Source organism: Bradyrhizobium sp. Mp19, assembly GCF_029952935.1.
GTDB lineage: Bacteria > Pseudomonadota > Alphaproteobacteria > Rhizobiales > Xanthobacteraceae > Bradyrhizobium > Bradyrhizobium elkanii.
This window is the reverse complement of the sequence record NZ_JASAUT010000006.1, coordinates 62,908-76,728: the sequence shown is the minus strand read 5'-3', so window position 1 is coordinate 76,728 and position 13,821 is coordinate 62,908. Positions and strand designations below refer to the sequence as shown.

The 13,821-nt window shown below is 64.8% G+C and carries 12 protein-coding genes and 1 pseudogene; 4 read left to right on the top strand and 9 right to left on the bottom strand.

Features of this window, described 5'->3' with window-relative positions:
* Window positions 1-31: 31 nt before the first annotated feature.
* From QJT82_RS09915 to QJT82_RS09895, 5 genes are all read right to left on the bottom strand, one after another.
* Entirely contained in the window at window positions 32-2,314 is a 2,283-nt protein-coding gene (locus tag QJT82_RS09915; protein ID WP_196238127.1) for a cation:proton antiporter, read from the bottom strand.
* A 665-nt stretch (window positions 2,315-2,979) separates the two neighbouring features.
* Window positions 2,980-3,282 (bottom strand): hypothetical protein, encoded by a 303-nt coding sequence (locus QJT82_RS09910; RefSeq protein WP_028339231.1) that lies wholly within the window; start codon window positions 3,280-3,282, stop codon window positions 2,980-2,982.
* Window positions 3,283-3,295: 13 nt separating this feature from the next.
* Complete coding sequence (locus tag QJT82_RS09905; RefSeq protein ID WP_028339230.1) at window positions 3,296-3,514, bottom strand: hypothetical protein; 219 nt, start codon at window positions 3,512-3,514, stop codon at window positions 3,296-3,298.
* 74 nt (window positions 3,515-3,588) lie between these two features.
* Window positions 3,589-3,816, bottom strand: a complete 228-nt coding sequence (locus tag QJT82_RS09900) for a hypothetical protein (RefSeq protein ID WP_028339229.1) — start codon at window positions 3,814-3,816, stop codon at window positions 3,589-3,591.
* A gap of 90 nt (window positions 3,817-3,906) precedes the next feature.
* The gene (locus QJT82_RS09895; RefSeq protein ID WP_028339228.1) at window positions 3,907-4,725 is read right to left on the bottom strand and encodes a helix-turn-helix transcriptional regulator; all 819 of its coding nucleotides are present in this window, start codon (window positions 4,723-4,725) and stop codon (window positions 3,907-3,909) included.
* Window positions 4,726-4,839: 114 nt separating this feature from the next.
* Between QJT82_RS09895 and QJT82_RS09890 the strand changes: the two genes are divergently transcribed.
* The gene (locus QJT82_RS09890) at window positions 4,840-6,024 is read left to right on the top strand and encodes an MFS transporter (protein ID WP_051447744.1); all 1,185 of its coding nucleotides are present in this window, start codon (window positions 4,840-4,842) and stop codon (window positions 6,022-6,024) included.
* A complete protein-coding gene (locus QJT82_RS09885) occupies window positions 5,955-6,539 on the top strand; it encodes a hypothetical protein (protein WP_245288651.1) in 585 nt (194 codons plus the stop codon). Before QJT82_RS09890 ends, QJT82_RS09885 begins: the two co-directional genes overlap by 70 nt.
* Window positions 6,540-6,569: 30 nt before the next feature.
* Here the strand turns inward: QJT82_RS09885 and QJT82_RS09880 are convergent.
* Window positions 6,570-7,396: pseudogene (locus QJT82_RS09880) on the bottom strand (YkgJ family cysteine cluster protein).
* Window positions 7,397-7,937: 541 nt separating this feature from the next.
* Here QJT82_RS09880 and QJT82_RS09875 point away from each other — a divergent pair.
* Window positions 7,938-8,810, top strand: a complete 873-nt coding sequence (locus QJT82_RS09875) for a DMT family transporter (protein ID WP_028339225.1) — start codon at window positions 7,938-7,940, stop codon at window positions 8,808-8,810.
* Here QJT82_RS09875 and QJT82_RS09870 read toward each other — a convergent pair.
* Both QJT82_RS09870 and QJT82_RS09865 read right to left on the bottom strand, forming a co-directional pair.
* Window positions 8,807-10,270 carry a deoxyribodipyrimidine photo-lyase gene (locus QJT82_RS09870; RefSeq protein WP_028339224.1) on the bottom strand — a complete coding sequence of 488 codons (1,464 nt, stop codon included), beginning with the start codon at window positions 10,268-10,270 and terminating at the stop codon, window positions 8,807-8,809. The genes QJT82_RS09875 and QJT82_RS09870 overlap by 4 nt on opposite strands.
* A gap of 21 nt (window positions 10,271-10,291) precedes the next feature.
* Complete coding sequence (locus QJT82_RS09865) at window positions 10,292-10,951, bottom strand: peroxiredoxin (RefSeq protein ID WP_028339223.1); 660 nt, start codon at window positions 10,949-10,951, stop codon at window positions 10,292-10,294.
* Between the two features lie 388 nt (window positions 10,952-11,339).
* On the opposite strand from QJT82_RS09865, the gene QJT82_RS09860 reads away from it, so the two are divergent.
* A complete protein-coding gene (locus QJT82_RS09860; protein WP_026192875.1) occupies window positions 11,340-11,921 on the top strand; it encodes a hypothetical protein in 582 nt (193 codons plus the stop codon).
* A 43-nt stretch (window positions 11,922-11,964) separates the two neighbouring features.
* Here QJT82_RS09860 and QJT82_RS09855 read toward each other — a convergent pair whose 3' ends face one another.
* Window positions 11,965-13,806 carry an alkaline phosphatase family protein gene (locus QJT82_RS09855; protein WP_028339222.1) on the bottom strand — a complete coding sequence of 614 codons (1,842 nt, stop codon included), beginning with the start codon at window positions 13,804-13,806 and terminating at the stop codon, window positions 11,965-11,967.
* Window positions 13,807-13,821: the final 15 nt, after the last annotated feature.

The window sequence follows — 13,821 nt, the reverse complement described above, 5'->3', positions numbered from 1 at the left end:
CGCCCCGAACCTCCTTGCTCAGGTGTTAGTTTCAAGTCTTGGGGTCCCAGGTCTTGGGCCTGACGTCGCCATCCGACACCAGCAGCACGGACGCCTTCGACTTGCCGAGCACGGCCGCGGCGATGCTGCCGAAATTCAGGCTGTCGCCCTGGATGCGGTCGACGCCGATCACGACGAGGTCGGCCCGGCTTGACGCGATCTCCTGCAGGATCGCGACCTCAGGTGCGGTATTGGCGCGCAGCCGCGTCGTCACGTTGATGTCGTAGCGCGCTGCGGTCGCCGCGATGTCCTTCAGGATCGCTTCCTCATGCGCCAGCGACATGCTGGGGCTGGTGCGGCGGGCGCCCTTGTCGCGCGTGGTCGAGACGTAGACCACCTGCAGCGGCTCGCTCGAGAGGCGCGCCAGCGCGATCGCGACCTCGGCGCCGCGCCGCGAGACGTTGCTGCCCGAGACCGGCACCAGGATCTTCCGAGCATTCGCCGTCGGCTCCTTCTCGTGCACGCCCTTGGCGGCCGCGATCGCCAGCGGGCCGTCGAAGCCGGAGGTGAGGTCGTCGATCCGCCGGTCGAAGCCGCCATCGGGGCCGGCGACCGCGTCCATGCCGACCACCAGCAGGTCGAAGCCCTTTCTGGCTTCCTCGGCGATCGCCTCCGCCACCGTCTCCTCGCGGGCGCGGCTGATGACGTCGACATTGCCGCCGCCGCCGTCGGCATCGGCTTCGGCGCTCGCCTTGGCCGCGTTGATGACCGCCGCCTCGGGGCTCTCTGCATCGGCGCGGTTCTGCTCCTGCAGCTTGGCGTTGGCGCCGACATGCAGCACCGTGATCGGCAGACCGCGTCCGCCGGCGAGTTGGCCGGCGAGATGCGCGGCGAATGTCGCATTGCTGCTCTCGTCGACCGCGAGCAGCAGCCGCTCGAGATTGGCGACGAAGCCGCGCTGCTCATATTCCTCGCGCTCCAGCCGCTCCTTTTCGTCCTTGCCGAGCGGCAGCCGCGCCAGCGCGCTGCGCAGCATCGGCGGCATCGCCATCGTGGTCAGGATCGCCATGGTCACGATCATCGAGTACATGGTCTGGCTCAACATCCCCATCGACAGGCCGATGGTGGCGATGATCACCTCGGTCGAGCCGCGTGCATTCATGCCGCTCGCCAGCGCATAGGATTCCGGCCGAGTCAGCCCGCCCAGCGCGCCGCCGACAAAGGCGCCGCCGAACTTGCCGATGCTCGCGATCAGGACCAGCGCCGCGGTCAGCCCCAGCACCGACGGATCTTTCAGCACCGTGAGGTCAGCGCTGAGGCCGGCGAGCCCGAAGAACACCGGCATGAACAGGCTCGAGATCAGCCCGCGCAGCCGCTCGTCGATCCGCCGGGTCAGGATCGGGGATTCCCCGACCAGCACGCCGGCGATGAAGGCGCCGAGCACGGTGTGCACGCCGATCAGGTGCGTGATCATCGCCATCCCGCACATCAACATCAGGATCACGGTGATCACCGCCGCCGAAGAGACCAGATGGTCGTTGGCCCAGCGGATCAGCCGGAACACCAGCCGCCGGCCGATCGTGAAGCTGACCGCGAGGAAGGCCAGTGTGCCGAACAGCGCCTGCGCGACCGAGAGCAGGTCGAGGCTGCCGCGCGAGGCGAGGCTGAAGATGACGGCGATGATGATCCAGCCGAGGGTGTCGTCGATGATCGCGCTGGCGACGATGATCTGGCCGACATTGCGGCGCATGAAGTTCATTTCGCGCACCACGACGGCCACGATCTTCACCGAGGAGATCGACAGCGCCGTGCCGAGAAACAGCGATGCGATCAGCCGCGCTTCTGGATGCGGCAGCAGGCCGTCGGGGAGGAATTCGCCGAGCACGAAGCCGCAGACAAACGGCACCGCGATGCCCGCCACCGAGATCGTGGTCGCGGCGCGGCCGACCTTGCGCACCAGCTTGAGGTCGGTGTCCATGCCCGTCAGCAGCAACAGGAGCAGGATGCCGAACTGCGCTATGCCGTCGATCAGCGCCTTCTGCTCGCCGGATGTCGGAAAGATCACGCTATGCGCCGACGGCCACAGCCAGCCGAACAGTGATGGTCCGAGCAGCAGGCCGCCGAGCAGTTCGCCGATCACGGAGGGCTGGCCGATCCGCTGCATCAATTCGCCGAGGCCGCGCCCGACCGCGATCAGGAGCGCGATCTGGGCGAGCAGAATGAACTCGGATGGCTTGCTCGCCTTGTCGCCCTCGGCGTCAGCTGCCGTGATACTCACGAGCAGGATGACGGTCGCCCAAATCGCTGGTTGAAGCCGCCCCCAGCGGATCACCATGGCATCTCCGATTTCCAATTCCAGCGCCGCCCGGCCCGCTTGCCGCATGCGGTCAACGCCCGGGTTCCGAAAGTGATCCACTGGGTCAGATTTTGGAACGGAGGCACCGGCGGTTCGTTTCGCTCATGATGCGTTCATCCTGGTGATGCGAATGTCTCCATGAGCGAGCCTGACCGCCGGAGCGACTGTGGCTCAGCTCGCGCGAACGGGAGGCTGCAATGGCAACCAGATCCAATCTTTCGAAGGCTGAACTCGCGCGTAGCGTTGCCGGCGCTACATCGGCATTGGTGCTTAGTGCGCTCGTCCTGTTCGTTGCCGCGCATCACCTGAGCGGCGGGTAGGCAGGCGGCGCGTGCCGCGCCGATTCATCAAAGCAGGAAGGTCCCGATCAGGAGGCCGGCCGCGAAAGCCCAAAGCCCGAGGGTGCAGGCCGATATGACCCGGACGAGATTGCGCAGATCCACGTCCTGCCAGCTGCTATGGGACCGATACGTCAATTGCAGGCACCCCCTGCGGTGGCCGCCTTGCTTCCTGGCCCGACAGCCTGTTCCCGATAGGTGCCCAAATGAAGGCAACCAAGGGTGGCGCCCGATCACGCATTTGCGAGGCGCCGCCTCAAAGCGCCCGGTATTGTCTTCCTGCCGGCGAAATGATGCCGGTGCGGATCAGGCTGCCCGGCGCTTGCGGGTCCGCGCGGCCTTCTTGGCCGAGCGCGACCGCTCGGCCGCGGGGCGGCTCGCGGCCGCCTTGCCGCCGAGCTTGCCGCCCTTGCGCGACGGCGAGTGATCCTCGCGCGTGCCGCGGCCGGAGCCGCTCTTCTTGCCGCCGTGGGTCTCCTTGTTGACGGTCGCCCATGCGCGCCGCTCGGCCTCGCTGCTCGAAATGCCGCGCTGCTCGTAGCCTTCCTCGATGTGCTCGGCCTGCCGCTTCTGCTTGTCGGTATAGCTCGACTTGTCGCCTCTGGGCATCGCGCTCTCCTGTCTATTTTGATCGAGACGTCTGCCGGACTTCGGCCGTGTCGTCGTCCGGCTCGACGACCTCGAATCTGGACCGGCTGAAGCGGCCCAATCCGCTGAGCTCGTAATAGCCGTCACGTTCGATATCCCTTGTCACCTCGTAGACGCGCCCGAGCGAGAGCGTGTCCCGCTGCAACGTGTTGTCGACGCAGCGAACGTGAAAAATCTTGCCGGTTTCGGCCATGCGCTCATCCTGAATTGTTGGTCTGGTTCGGCGTTAATTATCGCGCAACGTCGCGATCGCAATCGGTGTGCCGATCACGAAATTTCGTTCGGCAATTTCCATTCGGGCGCCGGCTCGCAGACTTCGCTGTCGCCGGGAATTTGCTTCATGTGATAGCCGGCTGGCAGCACCTGGCCCGGAGCCTCATCCGCGACCGGAACATCGAAGACCAGCCCGGAGACCAGTGCATGTTCCCACGCCTGCTTCTCCGTCGGAAAAGCCTTGTCGATTTGTTTGTCGCGATCGAACAGTGCGTAGGGCATCTGGCATCCTCGAGCATTGGCGGCCTGGCGCAGGCGGCTCGCCTGTCGTTCGCCCGATATGTCGAAAACGTCCGTTGCTGACTGGTGTTCCTAAATTCGCGCGCCAGCCGCAAAGGCCGGGCCGCTGCCTTGCATGATATTGCTGAGATATTTCGCCGGTGGCTTGCCGAGCGCCTTCTTGAACATGGTGATGAAGGCTGTGACGGACTCATAGCCGAGTGCGGACGAGACCTGCTGTACGCTCGCGCCGGCGGAGAGCTCGCGCAATGCGACGATCAAATGCAGTTGCTGGCGCCAGCGCCCGAATGTCAGGCCGGTTTCTCTCAGGATGAGACGCGCCAGACTGCTCTCGCTCAGCGCTACGCGTTCGGCCCACTCGGCCATCGTGCGGCGATCGCCCGGATCATCGGCGAGCGCTGCCGCGATCCGTCGCAAGCGTGGCTCGGGCGAGATCGGTAGATGCAGCTGCTGCAGCGGCATGCGCGGCAATTCGCTCAGCAGCAATTGCGCAAGGAGCGTCTCGCTGCCGCCGTCGTGCTGCATGCGGTCGGAAAGCTCGATGATCAGCTCGCGCAGCAACGGCGAGATCGACAATGTGCAGCAGCGGTCGGGCAGGTCGGCGGCACCGGGCTCGATGAAGACGAAGATCCGCGCATTGGCGGTTGCGATATTGGTGTGGCGCGTGCCGCCGGGAAGCCAGACGCCGCAATGCGGGGGCACCATCCACAACCCGTTCGGAACGCGGCACATCACGCCGCCGCCGAGCGCAAAGACGAGCTGTCCCTTCCGGTGCGCGTGCTCGGCCGCCTCGACCTTGTTTTCGGTGACGTCGAGGCGCACGGCGATGGCCGCCGCCGCGACGTCATCCGGATCAAGGTCCGGCCAGGGATAGCGAAGCTGAAAGCCCATAACGGAGCAGGAAACCCGTTGAATGACCGAATTTAGCGATCGATAGAGCAGATATGTAAATTCTTCCGGCAGCCAAGTCGATAGCCTGGCGATGCAAATGGCCAGGAGCATGCGATGACGATGATTGCGCCGATGCGCACGCTGGGCGGGCAGGGGCCGTTGTTGACGGGGATCCTGCTGATCGCCTCGACGCTTCGCGCACCCATTACCGGCGTGGCGCCGATGCTCGGCATGATCGGTGAGACCAGCGGGATCAGCGCGGCGGAGGCCGGGATCCTGACGACGCTGCCCTTGCTGGCATTCGCGGCGATCTCACCGGTTGCAGCTGTGCTCGGGCGCAAATGGGGCATCGAGCGGTCGCTGTTCGGTGCGTTGCTTGTCATCGCGGCCGGGATCGCGCTGCGCTCGTCCGGTCCGGTCTGGGCTCTGTTCGCCGGCACCGCCACCATTGGTGCCGGAATCGCCGTTGGAAACGTGCTGCTTCCGAGCCTGCTCAAGCGGGACTTTCCGACCCGCATCGCCAGCCTGACCGGCGCTTACGCGATCACGTCCGCATTGGCCCAGGCGCTCGCATCGGTCGTGGCCATCCCGCTCGCCCAATTGCCGGGATCGAACTGGCATCTCTCGCTTGCGAGCACGCTGATCTTTCCGTTGGTGGCGCTGATGGCCTGGGCACCCCAGCTTGGGGCGCACGCGGCCCCGACGGTCGAGCCGGCCTCGCCGCCGCATCGCGGGCGCATCTGGCACTCGCTGCTTGCCTGGCAGGTGACCGGCTTCCTCGGCCTGACCTCGCTGGTGTTCTACATCATCGTCGGATGGTTGCCCGCCATCCTCGTGCAGGCAGGTTACCCGGCGGCGACGGCGGGTACGCTGCACGGTGTGCTGCAATTGGCGACCGCGGTCCCCGGCTTGATCCTCGGGCCGATGGTCCGGCGCATGAAGGACCAGCGCGGCATCGCGATCGCCGTGTCGCTTGCGACCTGCATCTCGCTGCTGGGATTGTGGCAGCTTCCGTCGCTCGCAATGCTGTGGGTCGCGCTGTTCGGCTTCGGGGCGGGCGCAGCCTTCATCCTCGGATTGACATTCGTCAGCTTGCGAACCTCGCACAGCCATCAGGCGGCCGCGCTGTCGGGCATGGCGCAGTGCCTCGGCTACTCGCTCGCCGCTGCGGGCCCGCCGCTTGCCGGACTGGCCCATGATGCGACCGGAGGCTGGGAGGTCGCGCTCGCATGCTGCGCCGTCGCGACGGTGCTGATGGCAGTCCTGGGCGGATCAGCCGGCCGCGCGGCGACAATCTGATTATCGTTCGTGGCGGAAATATCGCGAGCCAGATTCGGCTCGCGACGAGGCGTGGCGGCGGCCGGTCGGTTGTCTGCGCTGCAGGCCCGCGCTACAGAAGGCGGGAAGCCTCGCAAGCAAGAGCCAAGGGAAAAGTGTCGTTGAGGACATCTGCCAGCACGCGCATCGCGATCGGATCGACGCTTTTTGCCTTGGCGTCGAGTGCATTCCTTTTTCTGGTTCCTCCGAGTCCGATCGACAGGAACCTGTTGCGTGGTGCCTTCCGTCTTTACAAGGGATATGCGTATCTCATCCCCGTCAAATACGTGGACGGCACGCTCGAGACCGCCCGATTGTATGAAGACGACCGGCTGCTCGGCCCCGCGAACACCGCCCAGCAAGAGATCATCGACAAGGGCGCCGGCCGATTCGCATGTTACCGGGACACCTGGAATTACTTCGGCCCGGCCTTGATGTTCTCGACCAGCGACAATACCGACCCGAACACCAACGGCAGGAAGTATCACCTCAGATGACGAACTGACCTGCGCTGTGTCCGGCTGTCGTCACGTCGTGCGTATCACGCCCAGTTCCTTCGACCGTTGGAGCAGAGCCGGCCGGTAAGGCGGGGAGGGATCGTCGTCGTCAGGGATGGCGCAATGGCCGAACTCCTGCTGGATGCGCTGGATCTCCATGACGCGATCGTTCAACCGCTGCAGATGTTCAAGCGATGTTGCCTTCCAATAGCGGAAGGTATCGAACGTAATCGGCACGAAGGCGGTGCCGAACAGCGTTGGATCGGGCACGATGGTCCGCCCGAGCAGCAGGTAGCGATCCTGACCGACGATGACGAGGGTGGCATACGGCCGCCCTTCACTTACCCTGAGGCCCTTCAACGAAAGTTCGCACAGCTTGCTGAAATAGGGTTCCTCGCGCCAGCGGTCGGGATCATCGAGGTCAACCTGCACATTCAGCGCGTCGAGCCAAAATGCAGCACCATGCCCGCGGTCTCGGGAAACCAATCGTCATCGAGGTGGCCTTGCAGCCAGGCACAGCTGAATGACCGGCACTGCCGGGGACGCTCGTGGTAGATCCCGCACCCGCCGCCCGCGAGGATGTGGTTGCAGACCGTATTCATCGGCTTGCGGAGATCGGTCACCTCAAGCACCTTGCAGCAGAGGGTGCATGATCCACACTGCCTGACCGTCGGAGCCACGGGAAAGCCGAGGGCCCACGAGCCTTCTCGTTCGCGGAGGAGCAGCTTCTGCTTCTCCAACGTGCTCAGTGCACGCTCGACCTTGAGGCGCGACAATCTGGTCACGCCGATAATATCTTTCGTCGTCGTTGCGCCGCTCTCGACCGCCCGAACGACGACCAACGCCACTTGATCCATTGTTTTTCTTCTTGTCCGGCTCGTGGCCGGCTCTTCTTGTGCAGTGTTTTTGGCCGCCGGTATTCGGCGACGGCAAATCCTTGTGTTGTCCGGAACGCGCCGCGACGGATGGCTGCGACATTGTTCGGAGAGCGTATCCGCGAGGACGGGATGCCGCATCCGACAAACGCGCATGGCATCCCCGAGGACAAATGGTCGTGATTGCAGCGACAGGCGTTGGGTCCGCGAGCGTCTGCAAGGTCAGAGTGGTCTCGTGTCATCGGCAATGTCGCGAGAATGCGAATGTGTGGCTAGCAGACCGTGCAACACATTCAGTGTCGTCCCTGCGAAAGCAGGGACCCCTAACCACCGATGGTTATCGTTGAAGGCCGCTGGAACGACGAGTCCCTTTCACAACATCCGCCGCGGAGTATGGGTCCCTGCTTTCGCAGGGACGACACTGTGGGTGAGGCGCCACCTGCTTACAGCCGCGGGCTCGCCCACCACCCTCGTTAAATTCGCGATTGCTGGCTGCCTCATCTTCAGGCAATGACGGCCTGCAATGAACAAGAGCTTCGAGGAAACTGCCGCTCGTCTGGCGTCGGCGATCTTTGTCGTGCTGTGGAGCACCGGATTCATCGGCACCAAATACGTCATCAACAATGCGGAGCCGCTGACCTATCTGGCGATCCGGATGGCGTTCGTGGTGGTGGTGATGGCGGTCATCGCCGCGATCGCGCGGCCGAACTGGCCGGACCGGACAGGCATCTTCCACAGCGCGGTCGCCGGCGTCCTGGTGCACGGCTTCTATCTCGGCGGCACCGCGATTGCGATCGCGCATTCGGTTCCGGCCGGGCTGTCGGCCTTGATCCCGGGCCTGCAGCCGATCCTGACCTCGACCATTGCCAACCGCTGGCTGGGCGAGCGCGTCACGCCGCTGCAATGGGGCGGGCTGGTGCTCGGCCTCGCCGGCGTCGTCTTGATCCTGCACAACCGGCCGATGACGGGCGAGGCGGGGTGGGGCTGGCTCGCCTCCGGCGTCTCGCTGATCAGCATCACCTTGGGCACGCTCTATCAACGGCGCTATTGCAACCGGATCGACTGGCGCGCCGGCAATCTGGTGCAGTACATCGCGGTGACGATCTTCTTCGGCATCGGCGCCTTCGTGTTCGAGACCAATGTCGTGCATTGGACCGGCGAGTTCGTGCTGGCGCTGGCCTGGCTGGTGTTCGCGCTGTCGATCGGTTCGATCGGGCTGTTGTACTGGCTGATCCGTCACCATGCCGCGACCTCGGTCGCGAGCCTGTTCTATCTGGTGCCGGCGGTGACCGCGCTGATGGCCTACATCCTGTTCGACGAGCGGCTGGATCATGTCGCCATCGCCGGCATGGCCGCCTGCGCCGCGGCGGTGCTGCTGGTCAATCGCCGCGCTTAATCGCTGCGACGGATCTTCGCGTAAGCTGCAAGCGCGCGTTCGCGGCCCTTTTTGTGATCGACGATCGGCGGCGGGTAGGTCTTGCCGAGTTCGATGCCGGCGCTCGCCAGCTCGATCGGTGTTGCTGTCCAGGGCTGGTGGATCAGGTCGTTGGAGAGCTGCGAGAGCTCCGGCACCCAGCGCCTGACATAGCCGCCGTCGGGATCGAATTTCTCGCCCTGCAGGACCGGATTGAAGACACGGAAATAGGGCGCGGCGTCGGCGCCGCAGCCCGCGACCCATTGCCAGTTCGCCGGATTGGAGCCGGCATCGGCATCGACCAGCGTATCCCAGAACCAATGTTCGCCGGCGCGCCAGTCGATCAGGAGGTGCTTGACCAGGAACGAGGCCGCCACCATCCGCACCCGGTTGTGCATCACGCCGCTGTGCCAGAGCTCGCGCATACCGGCATCGACGATCGGATAGCCGGTGAGTCCGCGCTGCCAGGCCTTCAGCGCGCGGGCGTCGCGCTTCCACGGGAAGGCATTGAAGTGCTCCTGCAGGTTGCGCTGCGCCAGGTCGGGGATGTCGAACAGCAGATGGCGGCAGAATTCGCGCCAGCCGAGCTCGCTGAGGAACTTGTCGATGTCGCCGGCAAGGCGCGAGTCTTCGGCGGCGGCGAAGCGTGCCGCATGCCAGACCTGCCGCGGGCTGATCTCGCCGAAGCGCAGATGCGGCGACAGGCGCGAGGTGCCGTCGCGGTCGGGCCGGTCGCGGTCGCCGGCGTAGCCGCTGATCCGCTCATCGAGGAATCGCTTCAGCCGCGCCTGCGCCGCGACTTCACCGGGTGTCCAGGTCTCGCGCAGGCCGCCGGCCCAATCCGGCCGGTCAGGCTCGAGCTTCCAATCGCCGAGGGGGTCGCTCGCGATGCCGCGGATGGATGTAAGCTTCTTCGGCGCCGGCAACGGCTTTGGCGGATCGCCGAGGCCTTGTACGCGCCGCCAGAACGGCGTGAACACGCGCAAGGCCCGGTTGTCCTTGTTGCGGATCGCCTTGGGATCGACGAGCAGGTCGCCGGGAAAAATCTGCCAAGCGATGCCGTCAGTTGCGAGCGCGGATTCGAGGTCTGCGGCAATCGCCTGATGCGGTGCCTGCGCGATGTCGTTCCAGAACACGGCGCCCGCGTTGATTTCGCGCGCCAGTGTGGCGATCACGGAGGCGGCCGGTCCGGTGCGCAGCACCAGCGTGCCGCCGATCGCCTTGAGGCTCTTGCCGAGTGCACGCAGCGATTGCGCCAGCCACCAGCGCGTCGCGCCCCCAAGGGAGCGTGCGGCTGGAGGTTTCAGGGCACGGCTTTCGTCGTCGCGGACATAGAGACCAACCACGGGTGCGCCGCGGCTGGCTGCTTCGTAGAGGGCCGGGTGATCCGACAGCCGCAGATCGTCACGAAACCAGACGATAACAGGCTGTGCGCGGGCCACCCGGACGCTGCGTGCCGGCCGTTACTTCGGCTGCGGCACGATGCGGATGTAGGGCTTCGGTTCTTTCCAGCCCTGCGGATAGATCGTCTTGGCCTCGTCGTTGCTGACCGAGCCCGCGATGATCACGTCCTCGCCCTGCTTCCAGTCGGCAGGGGTGGCGACGCGGTGCTTGGCGGTGAGTTGCAGCGAGTCGATGACGCGCAGGATCTCCTGGAAGTTCCGACCCGTGGTCATCGGATAGACCAGCACCAGCTTAATCTTCTTGTCGGGGCCGATGATGAAGACGTTGCGGACCGTTTGGTTGTCCGCCGGCGTGCGGGTGAGGGGGTCGCCGGACGTCGAGGCAGGCAGCATCTCATAGAGCTTGGAGACGTTGAAGTCGGTGTCGGCGATCAGCGGATAGTTCGGGGCCGCCCCCTGCGTCTCCAGGATATCCTCGGCCCATTTGGCGTGGCGATCGGCGGGATCGACCGAAAGGCCGATCAGCTTGATGCCGCGCTTGTCGAATTCCGGTTTCAGCTTGGCGAGCGCGCCGAGCTCGGTCGTGCAGACCGGGGTGAAGTCCTTCGGATGGGAGAACAGCAGGGTCCAGCTGTCGCCGATCCAGTCGTGGAACTTGATCTTGCCCTCAGTGGTCTGGGCTTCGAAGTCCGGTGCGGTCGCGCCAATCGGAAGTGTCATGATTTTACCTCATCTCTTTGAAGTCACAGTTGAATTTGTATTTGAGGCTGTCCGTTCCAGTATAGGACGGGATAAGGCTTAAGTGAACGGGTTCTGAAAAAAGGTGAAACATTTCTCCTTGAGGGTGGAATTCCAAGCAACTTGTTTTGATCCGGATCCCTGCGGCGAAATATCAGCTGCGGCACAAAGGCTTGGAAATGCCCAGATAATGCCGCTTATCGCCGTCATCACGCCGGCCCTGGCTGCTATAGGACTGAACCGTGACGACGTTTAAAGCGACCAAATAGCAACCATCTAAAAATCTCGGAACGCAAGTTCCGAATCATTAACCACTCGTTTACGCCCGCATGGAAAAGCTGGCCTGAGATAGGAATTGAAAGCTCCCACAATGTCTACCCCAAGTACCAAGACCGCTGAGCCTCTCAGCGGTGCGTTGCATCCGTCCTGCCGCAAGACTGCCGCCCATGCGCTCACCATCGTGCGCGACGGCGTGATCACCGGCGAAGGCCCGACCACCAAGGGCCGCATCCATTTCTCCCGGTCACTCGATGCCGACGACGCTGCCTGGTGCGCGCGCATCCTGACGGCGGCCGCGGTCGAGCATCAGCCGGTCAGCCGGGCCGAGATCGAGGCGCTGTTCGCGATCAACGAGGCCGCTGCCGAGCGCAGCGATGGCGGCCGGTTCGACGATCTGCTCGCCAAGGCGATCGCCCACCATGCCGCCTCCGAGTCCGGCCTGCCGGTGCCGCCGCGCACGGTGGCGCTGTCGCCTGACACCGAGATCGATCGCTGGGCGCCGAGGCAGGGCGCCAAGATGGACACCAAGGTCCTGGAGTGGATCGCGGGCCAGATGCGCGGTCAGCGCCGTACCGGCCGCGCGCTGGCGGCGATGGTGGCGACGCTGGTCGGCGCGACTGCGCTGCCGCTCGCGGCGCAGCTCCCCAACGTGTTCGACATCGGGATGATGTAAGCCATCATCCCGCGTGACTGGAATTCGAGCAGAGCGGCGGGGATCACTTCCCCGCCGTTTTCTGTTTGCCGCTGGTTTCCTCGAGCCCGAGCGTCCGCCCCGGAAACCCGGCGACGTCGAAATAGCGGGTCGAGAGCACGCGCTGGAATTTCAGCATGGTGCGCAGGCCGTTGGCCGACGCCTTCTTCGACATGATGGTGCCCTCGGCCATCTTCGGCACGATGCCGTTCGGCAGCGCCTCCGACATCACCCGGCCGATCAGGCCGCCATTGTTCGGCGCGCGCAGGCCGAGCAGCTGGGCCGCGGTGATGCCGACATCGGCGTTGCTGACCGGCAGCGGATCGACATAGCCCGCCTTGAAGTCGGGGCCGATCGCCGCGGTGAAGTTGAAGGTGTCGCCACGGCTGAAGCTGCCATGCATGCCCTGGCCCTGGCGCAGCACGGTGTCGGCGATCTGCACCGAGCAGTTGGTCGGGATCTCGCAGCCGCTCGACCAGGAGCGGAAATTGACAACGATCGACGGGTTCGGCGTCACCGCCTTGCCCTTCAGATTGAGGTTCGACATCGGCAGCGTGCCGGGGAAGGTGCCGAGCTTGTCGTCGACAAACAGGCCGCTGACATAGTCCTGCTCGAGCAGCGCCTTGATGACGCGGTCGGCGAGCTTCTTGTCGCGGTTCGGCAGATAGATCAGATCCGAGCCCCCATTGGTCGCGATCACGACGTCAGGCTTGGCCGGATCCTGGCCGAGCACGCCGTTGCCGGCCTTCGGGTGGGCGTTGTCGGCGACCTTGGCGTTCTTGTCGTTGGGGTCGAACAGCGGCAGGTCCAGCGCCCTGGCGAGGTCGATCGCCAGAAAGCCCATCGGCAGGAAATCCTTCGGCGTGTCGCTATAGGCGATCTTGGCCGAGGGGCTGGTCTTGCTCTCCTTCGAGATCGTCGAGAAGCCGTGGTCGGAGGAGATCATGATGTTGGTGTCGGCGGAAAGCCCGAGCTCGTCGAGCGCCTTGCGCAGCTGCGCGAGATTGTTGTCGGCGTTCCTGATGCCGGCCATCGAGGTCGGGCCGTTGATGCCGGGGGTGATGGCGTTGAGGCTGTCGCCAGTGTTGTGCTGGCTGCCGTCCGGATCGCGCGACCAGAATACCAGCACGAACGGCTTGTTGCGTGCCTTGAACATCGGCAGCACGACCTTGGTCGCGACGTCGGCCATGTAAGCCTGCTGCGCCACGTTGGCGACCGTCGTGCCGGGTGTCTTGGCGTCGCCCGCCTTGGCGTTGTCGCCGCGGCTCGGGGTCGCGAGCGGCAGGCCGGCCTTGGTCAGGGCGTCCTTCATCTCGTCGGAGAGTGGCACGCCGGTCTTGCCGCCGGTGGAATCGTCGACCACGATCGTGTTCTTGCCGCGATCGGTGTGGTCGAACAGCAGGGTCGGGCCGACCTTGCCGATGGCGGCGGTGCTGAAACCCTGGCCGCGGGCCATCTTCAGAAGCGTCTCCTCGTTTAGGTAGTCGCCGTTGAAGTGATCGTCGACATCGGCGAGCACCGCGTCGTTCTCGATGAAGGGGACCACGGTGTCGCCGGCGGGCACCGAGATGTAGCCGGTATAGATCGTGTTGGAGAAGGTGCCGGTGTCGCCGAGATAATGGCCGGTCGACAGCGCCGAGCTGTTCGCCATCGTGAAGGTCGGGAACAGCGAGTGCGAATTTTTGAAGTTGACGCCCTTGTCGCGGATCTCAGCCATCGCAGGCGCCGTCTGCGGCGTCACGATGCCGCCGCGCAAGCCGTCGGGGACGAACAGAATGAGGTTGCGGGGCTTGGCGTTCTGCGCCGAGGCGGCGCCCGCCGAAAGCGCGATCATGCTCGCGGACAGTAAGGTAATGGCACGACGCATAGTGTTGTTCCCCCT